A 22793-nucleotide genomic window follows, 5' to 3' on the forward strand; every position below is an offset into this window, starting at 1 on the left:
TCATGACGCTAAGAAAATCTCTTCAAAGGTATGCTTCAAACTCTCTGCCAAAGACAAGAAAGTAGCTAGTCCCAACAACGCCGATTACTGCTGCAATGGTGAATGCGACTTCTGGGCTCACGAACTCCCAAAGATAGCCACCGAGTGCAGCACTTGGAATGACGACCGTGTTACGCAGTAAATAGTATGTGCCAGTCACGCGTCCTCCGGCACCCTTCTTGGCGGGACCGACAATTAGTGCCTTATGTGATGGCAAGCCGGCGAAACGAAGCCCAGAGAACGCAAAGATGAGGATCATCGCCCATGAGAGTGGCATCACCGGGGCAAGGAGCTCCGGTCCACCGATAAGCACAATAGGAAAAAGCGCATACACCGCAAATCCAAGTGCAACGATTGGCTTAAGTCCAACACGTTCGGCGATTTTTGCGGCTGGAGCCATCGCGATGAGCGCAATCAACATCTCAACGCCAAGTAGATACCCAAAGAACGCTTCAGGCGAGAGACTGACTCCGTATGAGAAACCCGCCAGCGAAGCTGTCGGATTAAACCCGACCTCGTAGAACTGCGTAATTACCAATACAAAAAATACATACACCATCCCATTCGCGAATCGGACAAGTGTATCACCCACAAGGAGTGGACGAAGCGGGTCGGGCATCTCACGTAGATCGCGTCTAATCTGCTTGATTCCATTGAATGAGTCACCCATGGAGTCCTCACTAGCGTCGTACAGAATATGCTGGGCGACAGTTCCAACAATCCCAAAGAGAATCGCTACCGAAAGAACGTATCGGAAACTCACCGAGAAGGCTGGATGGAAACCAATGAGCACGGCCGCAAGCACCGGGCCGATGAGGAATGCAGTCCGACGAAATGTTTCAGTGCTCGCGAATCCAGTAGCCAGTCGTGAGGGATCCGTCGATTGCTTGACAACTGCGAATGTCGCGCCGAGACCAAACGACTTCCAGCCCTGTGCGAGCAATAGACCAACGAAAATCCAGATCCAGGGCTGAATTGTGATATCGGCAACGGTAATCACGCCGAGATTCGGTGCAACTAGCCAAACACCAAAGCCAAATGTCGAAACTAATCCGAATAGAGTTAGTGCATATCGAGATCCAATGCGGTCCGAAATCGCGCCGCCAGGATACGGAAACACCGCTGATATGATGTTACCAACAGTTCCAAACAGACCGACCACAAATCCCGACGCCCCGAGTGCAATAATATACTCGGGGAGGAATCGATTGGTCATCTGAAACCCAAGACTGAATGCAAACATCGATAACGAAAGCACTAGCACATCTCGCTGTAGTGCAAAGAACTGTCGAAATGTATCCAGTGGTCCCGACTTATCCGACTCAATGGTAATTTGCTCTTGACTCATTAGTGAATTGTTATATCTCCTGTATTACATACGGCGTCTGTTACCTCGATATCAGCTATTATTTCGGATGGTTCCACAGACCAATGTAACATTTGTGTCGGGTATCGGATCACAAGACGAGGCACATGTGAATCTTCTACTAACTGCTAAATAATATTTCTATACCTAGATAAGCTGTGTTTAATCGAATCAAAATCTGTATTCAAACTCTCCATGAATCAGTTGAACAGCTTAGCCTATATTCATTCATTTGTGACATTATTCTGCGATCTGGGTTACTGACATTCCTCCCGCCGTAGGCGAGGATATCCGACGTTGTGATGTCAAGATTCACAACTCATCACTCATCACTCATCTGTTCTTTCGGGCAGAATGGTCCAGAGATTTGAACAAACAGGCAGGCCACTAGCCGTGCCAAACGACCGTTACCCATATTCTCGCTTGGAGGATATTGAGTTATCCGTCCACGAATATTCACCACACGACTTGCGTCACGCTTCCGACCACACTATGAGAATATCATTTTCGCGGTGCTGTATCCGAGCGAACTCCCATCCGTGGAGTTTCTTATCACCACACTTGCTCCGGTTCCATGAGCCGCTGTTCTCGTTTTTGCGAATTTTACTCAAAGTATCGATGGCGATGTGCCGACCTTGTTGTCAATGCACCGTTTAATAAGAATCTATCTGCCGCAGACAAAATAAAATCATCAGTGGTCACCGTCCCAGACGGTTCGAATCTACTGGATGTTCCCTACAGTCACGTCTGGTTGCGTTTCGTATTCACAGAAAATGAAGTCCAATTAATATCCTGCCCGCACGAAAGCGCGAGGGTTCTCCAAAGGGGAGCTTGAGGTTTCGTGTTTCCTCCGGATTCAATTACGCTTTCGCGTGACCTGTTCAATGGGGGCTATCCAATTATCACCGAGGACATGTATTGAAACGGGTGCAGCCCTATCAACGGTGCTTTCCCATCCAGACACGCTAGACGCTCCGACGGGAATACTACATCCCTCCATGGTTGGGTATTCAGCCGACTGGATACCGCACGTCTTCATTACAGGGACGCGGCGGGCTAATTTTGGTTTTGGTTTTGGTTTTGGTTTTGATCTTAGTATCCATCACGGTCGCTGGTCGAAGACCAGTAGGTGGTGAAACCGTCGTGCCGGTGTGGGAAAGATCATTGTTACACAATACGGTCGAAGCTCAAATAATATTGAGGATTCCAAACTCCGTGGGTTACGTCGTCAATCGTCGGATTCATTCTCCCTGAGGCGCGAGCTTTCTCTTTGTACTTCCGTGGTGGGAGATTCAAGATCGCAACCATGATTCCATGATTCTATTTGAATTGAGGCGCTAAGGACTTTTTCTCAAGAAGCGACCGAAAAAACAAGTACAGAGGCAATACAGCGCTGTAGGAGACATAAGTATCAAACACGTTTGACGCTTGACCCGCAAGCATAGTAACGAACCCCTCAATGATTCGCGTTCACCGCGCCGGGTATCGGATACTGTCTTATTGAATGACGGGTGGACTGGCTTCGAAGGTCGTTTGGAGTCCGCTTCGACCTAAGCTTATGATCAGATAATGTTTTGAGCATTTCAAACCACGCAGAACACAGTCAAGCCGACTTCGCCCAGCAGTTCAAGTCGTACTGTAGTAAGCAGTTATTGGAGCGGTATCGCGAGATTCGGGAGTCGTATTTCTGCGGTGACCGGTTCTGACGGTTGGGTAGTGCGTGGGAACGACAGGTGCAGTGTCGGAGGAGGTGATTAAAGAGTATATCGAAGAGACGGAACATGCGCCGGAGTGACGCGGTTCACCCCCGACCTCGGTAGGGCGGGGAACTCGCGCTGTTTTTTATTTAGAAACTCAAAGTAATCGGTCGAAGGTGAATTGATTCCACGTTGTCGGATTCATCCTACGTTATCGAGATTAGCCTCGTTCACACAAGAAATCACAGATTTCTGGGGACAATTAAACACGCAGGTATTCTCCTCCACTTGGTATAAGTTAGCACGTAGTATAACATATCATATAATGAACGAAGAAGAATTTTCCGTAGAAGTATCAGATGAAACGAAAAAGAAGATTCAGGAAATAGCTGATGAGAGGGACAACACAATAACTGATATGACCGAATGTCTAATTAAACGAGGTATACAAGCCGAACGAGAAATACATTCGAATAAAAAATTAGATATACCTACCGACGGTAAAGTAATAGACAGCATAACCCAGGCAGAGCAAGCAGTTTCGCAGAATAAGATATTATATATACTTCATGTTTCTGGATTAATATACATTATTGTCTATTCACTAACGGACATACCAATCGATCTATCGCTAGCGACCGGCATTCCCCTTGGAGTTGGATTAGTAGTCACGAGTTCGATAGATATTTTAAAATTAATAAAATAATATAAGAATTTCAAATGATGGGGCTGCACCCTACAGCCTGTTTTTTATTCTCCGTTCTATTCCGCTTATGATCCTCATTTGAAAATTTGGATGACATCACTGACTCAACAGATTGGTTTTGGATCGATGCCAAGCGCCTCAAGATCAGTGGTATATACCTCATAGACAACGTTAACTGTCATAACAGCAGCATCACGTGCCTGCTCATACTCGTCATTAGACTCACAAACCGCATCAAGTAACTCAACCCCGCGTTCAAGCGTTGCATTAGTCTCACTTCGAAGATCGCGGAAGAGGTCGGCAGCTGCAGTGTTGCCCTCGTTAATAAAGAAGTTGATGACCTGCAGCAGTGATCGTAAGCTAACAAGCGGTCGACCCAAGAGTCCTGCACCGATGCGAACTGGCGTTTCCTCGAGATTGCGGAGGTGTTTATGAAGCGAATTGGGGCTTTGGTTTGGGTCATCAGGGGCACTATCAGCTAGCGCAATCACCCGCTCATAGTGGTCAATCTCTGTTGCGGCAACCTCACGAAATATTTGTGCTGCAGTCGGATCATCCTCATCATCTGCCCATAGTATTAATGTATTATGTGCGTGCATCTCGGCAATAGCTGCCTCAGCGAGCACTCGATTCCGGTTAAGCTGAGCATCTGTGCTCGCAATGAGTGATTTTTCAGAGCCGAGTCGATCAATTTCTGTCTCACACTCCTTGCGGGTCGCCTCAAGCACACTCATTCCGTCCATAGTAGACATGTGCCGACCGCGTGTATAGTTCTATCCGTCAGTTTGTGATTGATTTCGCGCATCTATGGATCCGACATGAGCATAAATTCAAGTTGAGAGCACCCTACCAGTGAGATGAAAAGGGAGAGTATCGTTCCAAATTGCAGTGTATCTGCACCGCGTGAAGGCTATGATGCTACACTTACTTCGCTATAGATTGGATATTATGATAATCTGAGAGTTGGTCAAAGCAGTACTACTAGACCGTGCGCTTATGACCGAGCCGATTCGTTCCAGTGTATGGATACATTGCTGTCACCGGACACGCTCGCAACTCGTCTTGATCATGATGAATCGATCACGCTGCTTGACATTCGCAATCGCTCAGAAATCGATAACTGGCGCATCGAGGCCGCCTCGGCGACACGAGTCGAGGTCCCATACATGAAATTCTTAGCTGCGGGAGCGAGCGGTGACCCTGCATCTCTGCTTCCTGCGGACGCTACTGAACCGGTAGTCGCTGTCTGTGCACGCGGTGAGGCAAGCGATGAGGTAGCCACAATGCTTCGCGAGACAGGTATCGATGCGGTCAATCTTGCTGGTGGGATGGAGGGATGGGGACAGGTTTACTGTACGACAAACTGTGCAACTGAGAGTGGAATCCTCAAGCAATATCGTCGGCCGTCCTCGGGTTGTCTCGCCTATCTGTTCGTCACAGGCGAATCAGCGCTCGTGATTGATCCATTGCGTGCGTTCGCCGACCGCTACGGAGCGGACGCCAAAGAAATGGGTGCAGAACTCGTTGCGGTCGTCGACACGCATGTTCACGCTGATCATATCAGTGGTCTTCGTACGGTTACAGCCAGGGGTGCGACCCCCTATATGTCATCGAAAGCTATCGATCGGGGGGTGACCTTTGATGTGGAGTCGCTAGCTCCCGGCACCGCGTTCACTATTGGCGACACAGCGATTGATGTGCTTGCCTCACCAGGGCACACTACAGGTGGTATCTCACTCGCCATCGACGGATATCTCGTCTGTGGCGATACGCTATTCCTCGATGGTGTTGCACGCCCCGATCTTGAGGCAGACAACAACGCCCAAGCGTTTGCATATGATCTTCATCGGACGGTAACAGAGCGGTTCGCTGACCTACCTGATGATACCGTCATCGCACCGGGGCATTACCACGATGGCGCACCGCAATCATCTGATGGGAGCTACACCGCCCGACTCGGTGACCTCCGCGAGCAGTTGTGGCCATTTACCTCCGATTCGGACACCTTCGTCGAGCGGGCTGTTTCAGATCTTGGACCGCGTCCGGCTAACGACGAGCGTATTATCAGAATCAATCTGGGTCGCGAGCAAATCAATGATCAAGAGGCGTTTGAACTTGAAATTGGACCGAATAACTGTGCAGTCGCCGCAGACTGAGATATCACGACTCAATACCGCGCAGACCGCCGCCCACCGCGATGATCAATGAAATACCCACCCTGATCAGCTATTTATTACCGATTTCTTGCACAAACTCTTGAACTGCTACACTCAGGAGTATCGACTTGTGGCTTCGGGGTGGATAGAAACGCAAACGCGGCGTGAAATATCGATAAGAATGTCACACCGAGAGTAATCTGATCAGCGGATATTCCCGAGTTCGTTACTGTACCACAATCACTCACCGCGTGAGAGACTAGGTGTTTTTTGACCGGTATGACTGAGCATACATCCGACCGCTTGTCCCCCAGAGACAATGGATAACAGAATAATTACACGGTGTTTCATATCGAAAAAATAGTGTTGCTACCCTGAGAAGAGTAAAATCACCGGATTTTATATGTTTGTGCTATATAAGAAACGGTTGGAGGGTATGGGATAATTAACCGATAATCCCGACCTTTCAGAAGAGCCCGAGATTGACTCATCCAGAGTATATATGCTACATCTCGGTTAATCCGGAAAGATACCCTCGCAACCAAGCCAAACTATGTTTTTCTAGGCACTAATTAATTTGGTAAAAAACACTAATACAATTACAAGACCACATTAATATGATTCAGGGTGATCATGAAACATACGTTGGATTTATCCTATAATTCGGGATGCCGGTACCCTCTTTACTGTTGATCTAGATCATCTGAAGGATTTGATTAGCACAAATATAAATTGGTAACGGGGAGTCAAAATCGGCGAGGCTGAGAAAGAGTGAGCGGAGAATGCTCAGATACAATCTGGGACACGAAGTGAAAAAGAACACATCAAATAATTATACTAGCCATGGTATGCATCCTGACAGTAGTAACGAACGACAAACAAGTGTTGAGATTACTCCGTGAGAAAAGCGGATATGATTCCTGATTCAATGAAGGAAGATATCAGAGGGGTAGACAGTGGAAAAATGAATAGTCCATGTATTGGAGTATGTAATATCGATGAATCAAAAGAGGTATGTAGTAATTGCGGTCGGACACTTGATCAAATCGCAATCTGGACAGGGATGACACCATCTGAGCGGCAGGAAATCATAGAGGAATTAAAAGAGATGGGTTATCCGAAGCCAGATGCGTGAGAAGTAATCAGGGTCATGATAACTGTGAGTTGCATCATATTGACAGAATATCAATACGAATATCTCAGGAATCGAATATGACCCTCCGAGGTACTTCACATTGGTATTACATTGGAGCACACATACCACCCAAACTGAATTATATAGCAAACGGTCAGTAATATGTCTATTATCGGTAATGTCTACAGAGAGAGTAGCCAGAGTGCCTCGGAGCTTAGATGTGACCTCGAGACGGTTCAGTTTCGATACTCTATCATGAGGATTCAAGATTGTTTGAGATTACTGACCGGTCGGATTGTAAACACAGAGAGTCCAGCTAATCCCATCAGTATGGCACCTATCAAAAATGAGATGGACCAACCAACTCTCGTGATAAGAATGCTTGCAACAGAACCGGCAAACAGGCTTCCCCAGAGCTTAGCGGTATAGAGGGTGGCGTAATTCTCTGATGAGTACTTGCGCCCATAGTATTCCCCAATTAGTGTCGGAAAAATAGCAAACACTGGGCTTCTAAAGAATCCAGCGACTGCGACACAAATAATAAAAACTGGGGCGATACCACTCGAACCACTAACGACAGCGCCGGCAATCCCAATCGCGCTGAGTAATAAAGAACTTCCAACTGTCCGGATTGACCCAAGTCGATCTGAGAGCCCTCCCACAATGAGGACTCCGGAGCCATCCGCAATAGCAATAATCGATGCAGCAGCGGTCGCAACCCCAGCTGATAATTCCATTGCATCACTGAATGCAATGAGCTTTCCAATGAGCATGAGACCAACGCCATTGACAATTACAAAAGCACCATAGAGAATCCAAAACTGCCAGGTCTGAATCACATCAGTCCAAGCATATTCTTTTGTCTCCGTCACTGGATCCGTCTTTTCGGCTGTTCCACCCGGAGTAGTATCGATTTGAGGATCACGGAGAATAATGGCGGCAAGCAGACAAGTAAGAGCGGCGAGAACCGCGAAAAAGAGCAATGTTCGCTGGAAAGTCCCAAGAATGCTCCCTCGTGTGAGCGGGATGAGCCCAAAACTCAAAACTGCGTATGACATCGTAATAATACCGGTTGCAAGACCACGATACTCATCAAACCATTTTACCGGTGTATTCACTGCAACTGTGTATATTGCTCCAGCACCACCCCCACCCGCAACGACTGCAAGACCAGCAGTAACCGGTGATGAAGCAATTGAGAGTCCAACATACCCGCCTGTCATAAGAAGTGCCCCTGCAAGTGTCGGAATCCGCGGACCATACCGGTCTCGGACCCATCCTGCGGGGAATTGAACAACTGTCTGAACTGCAATCACCAATGTAAATAGTGTTCCCAGTGTTGCCTCTGTTGTGCCAATTTGTGTCCCAAGTGGTCCGCGAATAGATGACCAAACAAACTGAAAGGTTCCTGCCATTCCCATAGCAAGAGCACCACCTGCGATGAGCCACCATCGAGAAAACGAAAGCGAACGTCGCTGTTCAGCCATCGCCTCGGGTTATGTTATTATATGTATCTCGTGTCGACATAATGCCACTTGCCCTGCTGGTGTTGGTATCTATCAATTGATGCCAGTGTACCGACCTCAGTGCGCGGTTTGATAATCTTGATCTGCACAAATTCGCCCATTGTTTTTTGAGAAGAGTCGACTGTACAGTAGGACTTACACATCCAAGCAATGGTATTATTTCAGACATCTAAATTTCAGGCGCTGGTAATAACTCTGAGGCGACTCCATATAATATGTACATTAGTATTTTTTCCGAGTAAACATATGAACTTCCATTTCAGTTCACTTGTGGTGTATCTTTTTGTACACACGTTAACAAATAGACTATCCAATGTGGCATCATTCATACATACCCAAATCGAATCCATCCTGTTGTGCGTATCGAGTTTGATAATCAATAGCCGGAGTCAAGCAGCCACTCCAATCAAAAGACAACATTCTCAATTCTAATCGGTGGATAGTTTTATATGCTGAGCAGGCGCAATACCCGCCTTCAGGCCGTGGATACGCGCCGTCACGCCCTCCAAAATCCTACTGTCGTCGCCCAATTCAAATTTCAAAATACACATATTTAAATGACAGGCAATCACACAATAATAGAGGAATCGGTTGGAAACAGAGCGATTCCCGCCAGTCCGACGATGGCGGCCTGTCCGCCCCAAGCAATCAGACAATCATCGGAACCAGTCTGGTGAACGGTCGGTTCCTCTAATGAACCGATACAGATGCAGATGCTGTGCCCGACTGCTTGAAAACACCACAGAAAGTAACTCCGAGTTTGCTAACACCTGCCGGCGTCCCTGCGGCAAAAACAACGCTTGGACGCCGTACATGGTCGAAAATAGGAGTACCGGCGGCTTGGCACCGCCAGCAGTCCCACCCGCCCCCGCCTCAGACCGCGAACAACCCTTCAGATTCTCACTGGCTGGTTGTTCGGTGGGAGTGTTAAACCTGACACTCCCAACGCTCGGGATTCCTCCGCGTGAACGCGGAGGAGGATGTCAAGATTGAATCCATCTGTGACTTTGATATCAATATGGTACGAGAATCTGAGCGAATTGTGCTTGAATCGCTATTTCAGGAGATAACTAATCGATTTGAATATATTGCAGAGATATACGTTGCTCACTCTCCATCCATTATTGACGTTTCGTGATTACACATTACTGTGCATACAACCGAAGCGGAGTCACTCAAACAACCACTCGAAATCACGACTGCTGAAAAGAGTGGGATGATGATCGATACTAGGAGGGCAGAATCACTCTTCATTCCGTTTGATATGATGGCAACTATCGATGGGGGCGGGCATAGACAGGGTATCAATGGTACAACGGTCTATATGAGCAAAAACATCATTAGCGCCGAATCACGTGAGTTGGATATTGGATTATCGATACTTCGACAGAAAATTGCCGGCGAATGTCCGTCCTGTGGTGATACCGTTGAGTCATTCAACAATCATTACAAAACGAGTCGGATGTGTCGTGAGGAAGAAACAAATAATCGCTTTACAGTCCGAAATTAACGTATATATGTCGAAATTATCTTAGAGATCTATTTTATTTCAATTGCTCTGTGGATCTGCAGATGCTGATATTATTGATCGTGACATCCTCATATGAATGAATCCAGGATTTCACCCGTTGGGTAATATTATGATACTAATATAGTGAGCGAATGTAATATTCTGGTATATCGACGTGTGTCGTCTGAGCGCTGATAGATTGCTATTGCGTTATTGATTTGCTCCTTTCGCAGGCGCGTATAGGACAGACATGACTAATTCATCTTCAAACTCGAGGAACTGATGATCAGTGCCTGGTTCAAGATGAATCACATCGCCTGAGGAGACGGGGGTAATATCCCCCTCGACGTTGATCTTTCCAGCACCAGAGTCGACATGATAGATTTCTTCTTCAGCGTGCGCATGCATTGGATCTTCATCGCCCGGTTCAAATCGCATTACCTCAAGACTAAATGAGTCTGTTCGGATCGATTCAACAGACTCTTTAGCTTCTTCTTCCAACTCTGCGGCTTCCTCAGCGATTGCAATTGCGTTCATCGACAGATCAATATAATGGTGCGAGTAGGTTGTATGTTTTGGTAACTCTGATATGGGTAGTATTATATTGGGTATATATGCGAACAAAGATAACATATAATCCAACATCGTATAACGAATAGTCATAATCAGCCAATTTTCCGAAGTCTATATTCGCCATTTTGTGATCAATTTTATGCATAAGATAGATCTCTGAGAATATTATGTGTTCAACGCGTGAGAAATAAATTAATCAAAAATCGAAAATCGAAAATCGAGTCTCAAAAATAATAAAATATAGATAGTATGACTCTATCGATAAATAGATGATAAGTTATCTCAGATATACTCATCGTATAATTTACTTCCTATACAGTTGAACCGCGTGAATTGCGTTCTGTTCAATCCCCAAGCAATGCGATTTATTCCGTCTGTATATTATCTATTGCTCTGTGCAGTAGAAACCGCTGCATCAACGCGTTCAGCTGTTAGTGCCGACAGTGGAATCCGCTCACCATTCGTTACCGAAACAATCGTATCAGTGACTGTGGCTCTCGAGCGTGACCCGGCATCAACGACAACGACGTGTGGATTATGTGCTGCGAGAGTCCTCGCGGCTGAACGAACTGCAGCTGTCGGTCGCTCTCCAACAGCGTTCGCACGACCATCAGTGACAAGTACGACAATCCCGGTATCAGGGTCTGCACGTGAGAGCACTTCTGTTGTTGTCTCGATTCCCGCGGTGAGTGGTGTTTGATCACCGGTCGGCAACTCTTTGAGATGGCGTGCGGCTAAGCTTACATTATCTGTTGGTGGAAGCATGACGTCAGCATTATCGCCTGCAAATGCAACGAGTGCTACTTCATCACGTTGTTGATATGCATCCTTCAGCAGTTCAATTGCGACGCCTTTTGCTGTCCGCATCGGCTTACGCATTGAAGCACTCGCATCAACAGCAAAAATCACTAGTGCTGATGTTTCGCCTGCACGAACCGACTGTCGAAGGTCCCGAGACGTTACTTGATCTGCTCCCCGTGAGGCAGCCGCTCGAATCGAGGCACCAGCATCAACATCAGAATCTGTTGGTGCTGCTCGTTCGGTCCGAACACGGGCACCACGGTTTGTTGTATCCATTTTTCCCGACTGCGACCCACCATTCGACGCATCATTTGATTGATTCTGTCGTTCATTTTGCGAATCAATATTGATATCAGGAGCTCGTGTCACCGATTGATCCGGATCTACTGCCGTCTCAGTAGATGGCTGTCCAGGAACTCGTGGCGTTATCTGTTCAGTATCGGATTCATCATCACTATCACCACCATTTTGATTATCCCCAGATTCACCATTAGGATGGGATTCATCATCATCTATGTCATCATTATCCGCAGATGTGCTCTCATCCGATCCCGAATCACCTGATTGTGGTGGCGGTCTATTGGACCCATCTTGTGTTTCATCGATATCTGCTCTATCCTCACGATGTTCAGGAATATTCGCGTCATCATTATTTGCACCCTGCTCAGTACTCCTGTTGCTGTCATCATTTGATGACTGCTCTGATTGTGAGCGATCAACTTGAGAATTATTTCCGTCAGTACCGTCACCATCGTCATCATCACTCTTTTGTGTATCTGCATCCGCATCATCTGCCGTATTATCGGTGCCATCTCCTTCGTCGTCGAAGTGTTCATCGAGAACATCCTCTGGATCCGGTGCATCTTCAAATGGTGTTGACTGTAGTCGATGTGGAAGTGCAAGCTCAGCTGCTCGGCGGACATCCCCCTCGATGACTGTCGTCCGTCCTGCAAGTGCAGCAAACGTGATTGCAGCGCGAGCTGTTGCGATATCAGCGCGATGACCGTCAACACCAGCGTCACGACAGAGCTCTGCAATATCGGTTGTGAACGACGATGGAAGCGTAACTGATGGAAGCAACTCGCGAGCACGAACGATTCGCTCATGAACAGCGGTGTGACTGTTTGTCTCTGTAGAACTATTAGATAGATGTATGTTAGTTTGATCTGTTGAATCATCAGCGTCTTGATCATCCTCAAGTACCTGCTCGATTACATCGACCCGGTCGGGAATCTCTTCAAGTCCGCTGACAGTTGCTTGTAACGCGAATCGATCCTTCAACTGTGGTCGGAGGTCACCCTCTTCGGGATTCATCGTCCCGATAAGGGTAAATGAAGCCGGATGAGTAACGCTGACTCCATCACGTTCAACCCGATTCTCACCGCTTGCAGCAGCATCAAGTATTATATCTACAAGATGATCATCAAGAAGATTTACCTCATCAACATACAATAAGCCACGATTGGCAGCTGCAAGTAACCCTGGATCGAATTCAGACTCACCCTCAAGCGCAGCCTCAACCGAGAGACTCCCGACAACTCGCTCCCGAGTTGCCCCGAGTGGAAGTGTTATGAGTGGAACTGGACGGAGCTCGACGGATGGGTTCATTCGCTCTTGACAGTCCGCACACTGCATCGACGGCGCATCAGGTGGACATCCATATGAACACTCAGCAACGACACGCTGTTCGGGTAATATCGTCTGTAGTGCCCGCACAGCTGTTGATTTTGCTGTTCCTTTCTCACCCTGAATGAGTAATCCATCAAGTGAATCGTTGACGACAACCGATATGAGCGCATTCTTTAATTCATCCTGTCCGACAATGTCGGCGAATGCGACTGGCGTCGAAGTTTTTTTACTGTTCGCCATATCAACCTTTTTTGCACTAATACAATAGAGGTTTAACAACATTATGCCTACAATCGGTCTTTATACGGCGACTGAGAACGAACTCGGATCAGTTCAGCGCGCTGCTGCTGGTCTTGCTGATGATATTTCTCTTGTCGTTCGGTCAGCAAGCGATCTTGACGACCCAACCGACACGAAGGCGTTTCTTTCAGAGGTGACAAACACCGATACTGACGCAATAGCAACGATATTCTGGCTTCATGGCGGCGAAGAGAGTCTTCCAGGGTATGAACAGGCTGTTGACAAGCTTGCGGAAGCAGGGGTTCCACTCATTGTCAAATCAACTGGTGATGCATATGCAATGGAGGACACGTCTGTTGATGCCACCACCCGCGATCAGGCATATGAGTATCTTGACCGCGGTGGAACAAGCAATATCACGAATCTACTCCGATATCTGGCTGAGACATTCGGATCTGATACATACCCATATGATGACCCAGTGACGCTTCCCACGGAAGGAGTATATCACCCTGATCATCCAGGAGCGAGCTATGATGAACTTCGATCGACATTTGATCCAGATCGTCCCACAGTCGCAATCTGGTTTTATGAATCTCATTGGACGCATGAGAACACTCAATACATTGATGCACAAGTGCGAGCACTCGAAGACAATGATGCGAATGCACTCCCGATCTTCTGTAATCCAGCAACCGACACCGATGATCAGCAAGACGCTGAATGGGTTACTGACACGTGGTTAATTGATGATGGTGACCCGATTGTTGATGCTGTGCTCTCATCATTCATGTTCTCATTATCGATGGATGAGCGAGGACGAAGTGCCAGTGACGAGGGAAACAGTGCAGAGGATGTTTTCCTTGATCGGCTTGGCGTCCCTGTTCTTCAGACTATTACGACAATGCGCTCACGCTCGCGGTATGAGAGCAGCACTACCGGAGTGATGGGATTTGAACTTGCGCTCTCAGTCGCACTTCCAGAGTTTGATGGGAACGTCATCACCCACCCAATCAGCGGGAAAGAACGACTTGATGATGATGCTGGAATTGGGAGTGCACCGAAGCAGCATCACCCGATGACCGATCGGATTGACCATGCGACTCGTCTCGCAGTCAACTGGGCACGACTCCGATATCTCGAAAATGATGAGAAACGTGTTGCTGTTGTACTGCATAATTACCCCCCAAGTGATGATGGTATTGGGACTGCATTTGGACTTGATTCGCCAGAGAGCACTGTCAATCTCCTTGACGAGCTCGCTGAACGGGAGTATGACCTTGGTGGTCGTCGACCAGATAGCGGACAAGCCCTTATTGATCAACTTACAGCACAACTCACACTTGATGACCGCTGGGTTGCCCCAGCAGATGTTCGTGATCTAAGTGTTGATGTCGTTTCCGCTGATCAGTATCGAGAGTGGTTCCTCGACACTGATGACCGATTCCAAGAAAATCTCCGTGATGAATGGGGAGCCCCACCAGATCGACCCTTTGCGATTCCAGGTATTGAGTTTGGAAATGTTCTTGTTACCGTTCAGCCACCCCGTGGATTTGGGATGGACCGATCCAAGATATATCATGACTCAGATCTCCAGCCACCACATGACTATCTCGCCTTTTATAGGTGGCTCCGCGAAGAGTTTGCGGCTGATGCAGTCGTTCATCTTGGCACGCATGGGTCCTTAGAATGGCTTCCAGGCAAGACTGTTGGACTGAATGGAGAAAGCGCTTCTGACCAACTTGTCTCAGCACTTCCGAATATCTATCCATATATCATCAACAATCCTGGTGAGGGAACACAAGCCAAGCGGCGGTCATATGCTGCGGTTGTTGATTATCTCACGCCCGTCATGTCAAATGCGGGAACATACGATGATCTGCAGGAACTCGAATCACTCGCTGAACAGTATCGAGAAGCAGGCATGACTGATGCTCGGAGCGACGATGGCGAACAACTTGAGACACTTATTCGCGAGCATGTTGACGAGCTTGATCTTGCAGTCGAATTGGGTATTACAGGCACTATCGATGAGAAAGCAGATATTCGCGGTCCTGATGCTGCGGGATCGACACTTGCATCCGGGAGTGTGACGGGTGATATCGTTACTATTGACACCCTTGTCGAACGTATTCACGAATATCTAACGGATATAAAAACAACCCAAATTCGAATGGGGCTCCATACGATGAGCGAGCCGCCGATCAACGAGCGTCTTATCGAATATCTCGTTGCACTCACACGACTTGAGAATCCTGGAGTGCCAAGTCTTCGTGAGGCAGTCGCTGGTGTTCTTGGTGTTGATTATGACCGACTCCGTAATGACCCCGGAGTCTATGATGAAGCTCTTGGAATGACATATGCTGCTGCTGCGGATATTGTCTATGAGACAAGTTGTGACCTCGTTGAAACACTCGCGACTGAGAATTTTGAGATTCCAGCATCTGAACGCGAGGCTGGTCCACATGATGAAGTGAATATGAATTTGCTGGTCGTCGATATTGATACAATTGGTGACGCCCGAGCAAGCGCCGGTGCGCATGATGATCTCCGGGAGGTGCTCAAGTTTATTTGCACAGAAGCTGCCCCGCGTGTTGCTGCAGCCGAGGAAGAAATCCCACAGACTGCAGACGCACTCGATGGTGCGTATGTTGAACCCGGTGGGTCAGGCGCCCCAACACGCGGTGGCGTTGATCTTCTCCCAACTGGGCGAAATTTCTACACACTCGATCCACGGAAGGTTCCAGCAAAAAGTGCTTGGCGTGTTGGTCGTGAGGTTGCTGCTGGCGTTGCCGAACGACATCACACCGAATCTGGCGAATACCCAGAGGAGATCGGTATTGTCGCATGGGGGACACCAACAGTTCGAACTCGCGGAGAAACGATTGCACAGGTACTTGCATTGATGGGCGTCGAGCCACAGTGGACCGACGCCGGTCGGATTGACGATGTTGAGCCAATCCCACTGTCAGAGCTTGACCGACCTCGTATTGATGTGACAACACGCGTGTCCGGACTGTTTCGAGATGCCTTCCCACAGGCGGCAAGTGTCATTCATGATGCGGTTGAAACTGTTGTCGAACTTGATGAGTCTCATGATGAGAATTACATCAAAAAACACGTCGAGACCGAGACAGCAGAACATGAAGCCGATGGTATGGATAAGAGCGATGCCCGAAGCACTGCAATGCATCGGGTGTTCACAACAACACCTGGCGGATACGGTGCTGGGACAAACAAAGCGGTTGATGAAGGAAACTGGGATGATCAAAGTGATCTTGCATCCGTCTACGTCCAGTGGGGTGGGTACGCACTCGGAAGTCGTGGACGGGTAACTGATGCACATGAGGCATTCAAACAACGATTGAGCACTGTTGAGGCGACTGTCAAAATCGAGGATACCGCCGAGCAGGATGAATTCGATTCCTCTGATTGGTATGCGTTTCACGGTGGGTTTATTACCGCAGTCAGTGAGCATGCTGACTCAGAGCCGGCTTCATACGTCGGTGACTCAAGTGACCCTGACAACGTCTCTATTTACACGAATGAAGAAAAAGTTCGCAAAGCAATGCGAGCACGCGTCCTCAATCCAGCGTGGATTGATTCGATGAAAGATCATGATTATAAAGGCGCTGGTGACCTTTCGACGACGGTCGATGTCGTGCTTGGCTGGGATGCAACAACAGGCGTAATTAGCGATACGCTATGGGAAGATGTTGCAGATGCATATGCCTTTGATGCAGACCGACAAGAGTGGCTTCGTGATGTCAATCCATGGGCACTTGAATCAATTACTGATACGCTGCTTGAGGCCGCCGAGCGCGATCTTTGGAATGCGTCTACGGAGACAATTGAACGACTCCGCGATCTTAATCTTGCTGTTGACGGTGATATTGAAGCTCGTGACCGTAATTCGACACACCATGGAATGTCTGAGACCGATTCCGAGCCAGGAGTGACAAATGATGACGACTGAAAAAAACGCACACATGGATCTATCCACTGATGGCGGGAGCGGGAGCACTAATGATGAATACGAGGAGTATGCGGACCTTGGAGCAACAACTTCTGATGCGATGGAGATTGCGGAGTCAAGCATGGATCGTGTTCGCGAACTCGTTCCTGATGAGACGCTTGAAGACCGCCTTCGGCAGAAGGCTGTCCACGCGACCGGCGATCCCGAGTTTCAGCATCTTGTTCGATTTGCAGGTGATCCCGTTCGAACCGGTGCTCGTGCAGTTCTCTCTGAGCAGCCAATTGTGACTGATATTACGATGGTGAAAGCCGGAATTACCGGTCGTGGTCATCAGTGTCCGGTAAAAAAAGCGATCGGTAATGGGTCCGAACTCGCCGCTGAGACAGGCATGACTCGAACAGCCGCGTCCGTGCTTGAGTTAGACCGACAGGGTGTCTATGATGATGCAATCGCGACGATTGGAAACGCCCCAACTGCAGCGCTTGCACTTGCTGACTGTATCGAATCGGGGACCCGTCCTGCCGCGATTGTTGCAACCCCGGTTGGATTTATTAAGGCGGCTGAAAGTCGGAATCGAATTCGAGCCGTTGCGACTGAATATGGTGTCCCGGCAATCACAACTGTTGGACGACGCGGTGGAAGTGGACTCGCAGCGGGACTGACAAACGAACTTGTTCACGTAGCCAGCGATGTACGTGATGGCGAAGTTACACTTGAGACCGCACAAACAGAATCGAACAGACATGATCACAGAGAGGTCGAACGATGAGCGAGACTGACGAATACGATCTTGAGTCTGGACCTGATCCAGCGACAGTCGCAACTGATCACCCGGAGTCGAGAGAAGCAGCCAATCCAGTTCATGCAGTCGGAATCGGACCAGGGTCGACTGCGTATCTTACGCCACGGGGGAAGCGTTCGATTACCGAAGCCGATGTGATTGTTGGATTTGAAACTGTCGTTGAGTTCATCCGTGATCACATCGGCGATGAAACGACGGTTTTCACATGTGGATATCGTGACGAGGCTACTGCATTAGAGAACTTTGCCGATCGTGTTGCAACAGGGGCGAGTGGAACAGCCGTTCTAATGGGTGATCCAAATCACTCTGGGTATCAATTTGTCGGGAAGGTACAACGTGTCGTTGACCGTCCCGTTCGGATTATTCCAGGAATCTCTGCATTACAGATTGCTGCAAGTCGAGCGCGAACGCCGATGGAGGCAACAACGTTTGTTACCTTACATAAAAGCGGAGAGATTGATGATGCCCTCACACGGATCCGACGTGATGTCGGGACACGCAATCTTCTCATCCTTCCACGCCCATTCGATTGGATGCCTGAGTCGATTGCAGCAATGCTGTGTGAGGCTGGGGCAAATCCAGAGCTTGAGACTCTTGTCTTCGAGCGACTCACACATGAAAATGAATCACGAACACAATCAACACTTGGCGCACTTGCAGCGGACACAGCGGTCGCAGAACCAACACGGGAAGATACTGACTTCTCAGATCTCTCTGTTCTGGCGATTAGACAGAATACAACGTAATTTTATATCCAAGCCCCAGAGCAATCGCAATCAAGCACAGATTCCGTATTCGATGTGAGAAACACTCTCTGTTAAGTCTAAGTATGAAACTACTGAGCGAACAGTCATATGCGCAATGAGTCCGATCAAAAACAACGGATTCTGAGTGAATCTACGATGACTTCAGCTACGCGATACGACACTTCGTGTGTTCTATTGTCTTCAGCAGTCGGTGGTAATATGACCACTGTTTCTATCCGAACCCACATGCAGACTGATTGCGGCTGGAACGCCTGTGTGCGTGTTCCGCTTCGGATATGGAAGTCACAGTCCAAACAACTGTTATAAACACACAAGACAGGAATCGAATCGAAACTAACCCTATCATACATACATAACTAATTACATAGCATGAAGATTTACACAAAACGCGGTGACAGTGGACAGACGGACCTTCGAGATATGTCACGTATCTCAAAACAGCATCCACGTATCGAAGCGTATGGGAATGCCGATGAACTCAATTCATTGCTCGGAACGGTTCGTCCGACAGGATATGATGATATCGATACTATTCTTCACTCAATACAGAATCATCTCCATATTGTCCAAGCTGACTTCGCGAATCCTGACCCTGATGAGGATGACCCAACCGTCGATATGTCACACGTTGAAGAACTTGAGGAATGGATCGATACCATAGATGAGGAACTTGAACCACTCGAGGATTTCATTCTTCCGGGGGGTGCAGAGGCAGGTGCGAAACTTCATCATGCACGTGCGGTATGTCGACGCGCTGAGCGGCGTGCCGTCTCATTTGAATCAGAAGTTGAGGATATGAATAACGTCGCAGTCACCTACCTCAATCGGCTTTCAGATCTACTATTTACGCTTGCACGCGTTACAAACCAACGTGATGACGTTGCTGAGGAAAACCCAACTTACTAAATATATATACTATAAAATAAAACCCACGAGTTCACGAATTGCAATTACCATGAATATGAATGCTATCATCACGATTAGTGATTTTTCCTAATATTGCTAGATATTATTGCTATCGCTGGAATCACTATCAATCTGGTCAGTATAATGGGTGAGATCAGAAACGCCCTCGAATGCTTGCTTATCGAGACATGGCTCAACTGAATTGACAATCTCATTCATAATTGTGTACGGGTCGGTCTCACCTCGACGGACTGCCTCTGCAAGCACGTCAACACTGCTCGTTGCATTAAGTCTCGTTTCTATGAGTTGATTGATATCTCCTCGAAGGAGTGTCCGGATTTCCTCAGCGTAACGCTGTCGTGCCTGCTCAGCCTTCTCACCAGAGTGTTTCAGATATGTCCGATGCTCTGCGAATTCTTCAATGACCGTTTCAATGCCGGATCCTTCCGTTGCAACTGTCTCAATGATTGGCTTTGACCATGGTGACACTGTCTCATGATTGTTTTCCTCTGGAGTGATGTTCGATGTATCAGTCTGATGAGTCGCCAAATCAGCAGATTTTGACTTTGACTCTGTTTGTGCATGCCCTCCACCATCCATTCCAGCACCTACTGTTGTCCCTGAGTGATTATTCTGACCATTAGTGTCCATTGTTGACGATCCAGAAGTACTCATAACACCGTGATGACCACTTGTATCACGAGATGTTTGCTTTCCTTCACCAAGATGAACCATCTCACGGAGTTCTTGGACGGTCCTATCAGCCCCATCGCGGTCAGCTTTATTCACAATGAACACATCTGCGATTTCAAGAATGCCTGCCTTCAGCGTCTGCACATCATCACCCGAACCGGGCGGTACCAACACAGCCACCGTATCGGCGGTTTGGACAATATCGATTTCATTTTGTCCTGCACCCACAGTTTCAATAATAATTTTATCTTTCCCAAAGGCGTCCATTGCTTTGACAGCGTCTGCAGTTGCTGTTGAGAGACCACCAAGCGCTCCACGAGCGCTCATTGACCGGACAAATACATCCATATCACCGACTGTTGATGCCATTCTAATTCGGTCGCCGAGAACAGCACCACCGGTGAATGGTGAAGAGGGATCGATTGCAATAATTCCCACAGTCTCATCACGGGCACGATACGCCTCTGCAAGTTTATCAACAAGCGTCGATTTCCCTGCGCCTGGGCTTCCCGTTATTCCGATAACATCTGCATTACCAGTGTGTGAATATAACGCTGAGACAAGCGATTGATACCCTGTCTCACGGTTTTCGATCTTTGAGATGGTGCGTGCGAGCGCGCGGTGCTCACCTGCGAGTAACGATTCAAGTAATGATTCATCACTTGCATTCATACTCATCGCTGTGGCGCGTTTTCACGAATAAATTCAACTGTTTCATCGATTGAGGTTCCTGGACCGAAAATCGCAGCAATTCCATGATCTCTCAGATCATCGCGGTCCTCCTCAGGAATCACACCGCCAGCAAGAACAAGTGTCTCTGATTTAGCGCCGTACTCTTCAAGTCCATTCATAATCTTTGGAACAAGTGTCTTATGTGCCCCAGAGAGGATGGAGATACCAAGAACATCAACATCCTCTTGCACAGCTGCTTGAACAATTTCTTCAGGTGCTTTGTGTAATCCAGAGTAAATAACCTCGAACCCAGCATCACGGAACGCTCGGGCAACAACATGAGCACCCCGGTCATGCCCATCGAGTCCGACTTTCGCGATCATGCATCGGACGCTCTGTTGTTTGTTTTCTGTGCTCATGTCTAACAATACCCGAGCATACCGTATGACTTTATCGGATTATCATGTCTGACAGCCTTCTCGCAACCGGCAGGAATTGTTCAGTGGTTGAATATTTAATAATATATAAATGACAACTGGTTGAGTGACTCGTGGCTTTTGTAATTCGGTTTAACTCCGTCTGCTCCCGCAAATGGAGCGATCCAAAGGGTTGGGTGAGCGAGAAGAATACTGACTTCGCCAGACGACTGATTTTCTGAGTTGTGCGCACAAACGAAAGGATTAGGTGAGTACTACACCGACGCCCGCTTGATGACACGTGATATCGAATCTGTCGAACGGATTGGCGTTGTCGGGGCAGGCACAATGGGCAGTGGGATTGCACAAGTGACAGCAGCGGCAGGGTATGACGTTGTCTTGCGAGATATTAAGACTGAATTCGTTGAAGATGGACTTGTAGCTATTGCTGACCGACTTGATCGCGATGTCGAAGCCGAACGCCGAAGCGAGAGTGAAACAGCAATGATACAGGACCGTATCACTGGTACAACGGCGCTTGATGACCTCACAACATGTGATCTCATTATCGAAGCAGCCGTCGAGGATATGGATATTAAACAGGACATTTTCAGTGATCTTGATGAAATGACAAATAACGATACTGTGTTGGCAACAAATACAAGCACGTTATCAATTACGAGCATTGCAAGTATCACAGAATATCCTGACCGCGTCATTGGTATTCATTTCATGAATCCTGTCCCTGTAATGGACGGTGTTGAACTTGTTGCCGGAGAACGAACCGCTGATGACGTCCTATCGTTCGCTCAGTCATTTATTAACATACTTGGAAAAGAAGCATGGGTTTCTGATGACAAACCGGGATTTGTGACAAATCGGATTCTCATGCCATGGATTAATGAGGGGATCCGTGCATATGATGAAGATGTTGCAACAAAGGAAGATATTGATAAGGGGATGACACTTGGAACGAATGCTCCGATGGGACCACTGACGCTTGCAGATCATATTGGATTGGATATCTGTTTGCATGCGACTGAAACCCTATATAATGAATTTGGTGATCGATATAAGCCAGCATACCTTCTCAAGCGAAAGGTCGAAGCTGGTGATCTTGGAAAAAAGACCGGTCGTGGATTTTATGATTATGATTGAGCACGCAATATTCACAGTTGGAGTA

17 protein-coding genes and 1 pseudogene are annotated in these 22793 nt (G+C 47.8%); 11 read left to right on the forward strand and 7 right to left on the reverse strand.

Annotated features, from left to right (window positions below):
• Positions 1-22 precede the first annotated feature (22 nt).
• Complete coding sequence (locus HQRW_RS06815; RefSeq protein ID WP_014556008.1) at positions 23-1387, reverse strand: MFS transporter; 1365 nt, start codon at positions 1385-1387, stop codon at positions 23-25.
• 1613 nt (positions 1388-3000) lie between these two features.
• Between HQRW_RS06815 and HQRW_RS16460 the strand changes: the two are divergent.
• A pseudogene (locus tag HQRW_RS16460) lies at positions 3001-3200 on the forward strand (transposase); the annotation flags it as partial.
• A gap of 227 nt (positions 3201-3427) precedes the next feature.
• Positions 3428-3808: a hypothetical protein gene (locus HQRW_RS06820; protein ID WP_014556009.1), complete on the forward strand. Its 381-nt coding sequence runs from the start codon at positions 3428-3430 to the stop codon at positions 3806-3808.
• Positions 3809-3912: 104 nt separating this feature from the next.
• Here HQRW_RS06820 and HQRW_RS06825 read toward each other — a convergent pair whose 3' ends face one another.
• On the reverse strand, positions 3913-4560 hold the full coding sequence (locus HQRW_RS06825) for a hypothetical protein (RefSeq protein ID WP_231852465.1): 648 nt from the start codon (positions 4558-4560) through the stop codon (positions 3913-3915).
• A 270-nt stretch (positions 4561-4830) separates the two neighbouring features.
• On the opposite strand from HQRW_RS06825, the gene HQRW_RS06830 reads away from it, so the two are divergent.
• Complete coding sequence (locus HQRW_RS06830) at positions 4831-5964, forward strand: MBL fold metallo-hydrolase (RefSeq protein ID WP_014556011.1); 1134 nt, start codon at positions 4831-4833, stop codon at positions 5962-5964.
• Between the two features lie 913 nt (positions 5965-6877).
• A complete protein-coding gene (locus HQRW_RS16465) occupies positions 6878-7099 on the forward strand; it encodes a DUF1289 domain-containing protein (protein WP_049891801.1) in 222 nt (73 codons plus the stop codon).
• A gap of 263 nt (positions 7100-7362) precedes the next feature.
• Here HQRW_RS16465 and HQRW_RS06840 read toward each other — a convergent pair whose 3' ends face one another.
• Positions 7363-8586, reverse strand: a complete 1224-nt coding sequence (locus HQRW_RS06840) for an MFS transporter (protein ID WP_014556013.1) — start codon at positions 8584-8586, stop codon at positions 7363-7365.
• A 1003-nt stretch (positions 8587-9589) separates the two neighbouring features.
• On the opposite strand from HQRW_RS06840, the gene HQRW_RS16470 reads away from it, so the two are divergent.
• Together HQRW_RS16470 and HQRW_RS06845 are read left to right on the forward strand one after the other, a co-directional pair.
• On the forward strand, positions 9590-9763 hold the full coding sequence (locus HQRW_RS16470; RefSeq protein WP_231852466.1) for a hypothetical protein: 174 nt from the start codon (positions 9590-9592) through the stop codon (positions 9761-9763).
• Between the two features lie 12 nt (positions 9764-9775).
• Positions 9776-10135, forward strand: coding sequence for a hypothetical protein (locus HQRW_RS06845; RefSeq protein WP_049891804.1), 360 nt, complete (start codon positions 9776-9778; stop codon positions 10133-10135).
• A gap of 210 nt (positions 10136-10345) precedes the next feature.
• Here HQRW_RS06845 and HQRW_RS06850 read toward each other — a convergent pair whose 3' ends face one another.
• Both HQRW_RS06850 and HQRW_RS06855 read right to left on the reverse strand, forming a co-directional pair.
• Positions 10346-10672 (reverse strand): cupin domain-containing protein, encoded by a 327-nt coding sequence (locus tag HQRW_RS06850; RefSeq protein ID WP_011571546.1) that lies wholly within the window; start codon positions 10670-10672, stop codon positions 10346-10348.
• 417 nt (positions 10673-11089) lie between these two features.
• Complete coding sequence (locus HQRW_RS06855) at positions 11090-13378, reverse strand: VWA domain-containing protein (RefSeq protein WP_014556015.1); 2289 nt, start codon at positions 13376-13378, stop codon at positions 11090-11092.
• A 43-nt stretch (positions 13379-13421) separates the two neighbouring features.
• On the opposite strand from HQRW_RS06855, the gene cobN reads away from it, so the two are divergent.
• The 4 genes from cobN (at position 13422) to HQRW_RS06875 (ending at position 19829) form a co-directional block, all read left to right on the forward strand.
• The gene (gene cobN, locus HQRW_RS06860) at positions 13422-17354 is read left to right on the forward strand and encodes a cobaltochelatase subunit CobN (protein ID WP_014556016.1); all 3933 of its coding nucleotides are present in this window, start codon (positions 13422-13424) and stop codon (positions 17352-17354) included.
• On the forward strand, positions 17344-18123 hold the full coding sequence (locus HQRW_RS06865) for a precorrin-8X methylmutase (protein ID WP_014556017.1): 780 nt from the start codon (positions 17344-17346) through the stop codon (positions 18121-18123). The genes cobN and HQRW_RS06865 overlap by 11 nt, the downstream gene beginning before the upstream one ends.
• Positions 18120-18902, forward strand: coding sequence for a cobalt-precorrin-7 (C(5))-methyltransferase (locus HQRW_RS06870; RefSeq protein ID WP_014556018.1), 783 nt, complete (start codon positions 18120-18122; stop codon positions 18900-18902). The genes HQRW_RS06865 and HQRW_RS06870 overlap by 4 nt, the downstream gene beginning before the upstream one ends.
• Before the next feature lie 390 nt (positions 18903-19292).
• The gene (locus tag HQRW_RS06875; protein WP_011571551.1) at positions 19293-19829 is read left to right on the forward strand and encodes a cob(I)yrinic acid a,c-diamide adenosyltransferase; all 537 of its coding nucleotides are present in this window, start codon (positions 19293-19295) and stop codon (positions 19827-19829) included.
• Between the two features lie 96 nt (positions 19830-19925).
• Here the strand turns inward: HQRW_RS06875 and meaB are convergent, their stop codons facing one another.
• A complete protein-coding gene (meaB, locus tag HQRW_RS06880; protein WP_014556019.1) occupies positions 19926-21200 on the reverse strand; it encodes a methylmalonyl Co-A mutase-associated GTPase MeaB in 1275 nt (424 codons plus the stop codon).
• On the reverse strand, positions 21197-21613 hold the full coding sequence (locus tag HQRW_RS06885) for a cobalamin B12-binding domain-containing protein (RefSeq protein WP_011571553.1): 417 nt from the start codon (positions 21611-21613) through the stop codon (positions 21197-21199). Before HQRW_RS06885 ends, meaB begins: the two co-directional genes overlap by 4 nt.
• A 291-nt stretch (positions 21614-21904) precedes the next feature.
• Here HQRW_RS06885 and HQRW_RS06890 point away from each other — a divergent pair, with 291 nt between their 5' ends.
• Positions 21905-22768 (forward strand): 3-hydroxyacyl-CoA dehydrogenase family protein, encoded by an 864-nt coding sequence (locus HQRW_RS06890; RefSeq protein WP_014556020.1) that lies wholly within the window; start codon positions 21905-21907, stop codon positions 22766-22768.
• The last annotated feature ends 25 nt before the right edge of the window (positions 22769-22793 follow it).

This window comes from Haloquadratum walsbyi C23, assembly GCF_000237865.1.
In the GTDB taxonomy this organism is placed as follows: domain Archaea; phylum Halobacteriota; class Halobacteria; order Halobacteriales; family Haloferacaceae; genus Haloquadratum; species Haloquadratum walsbyi.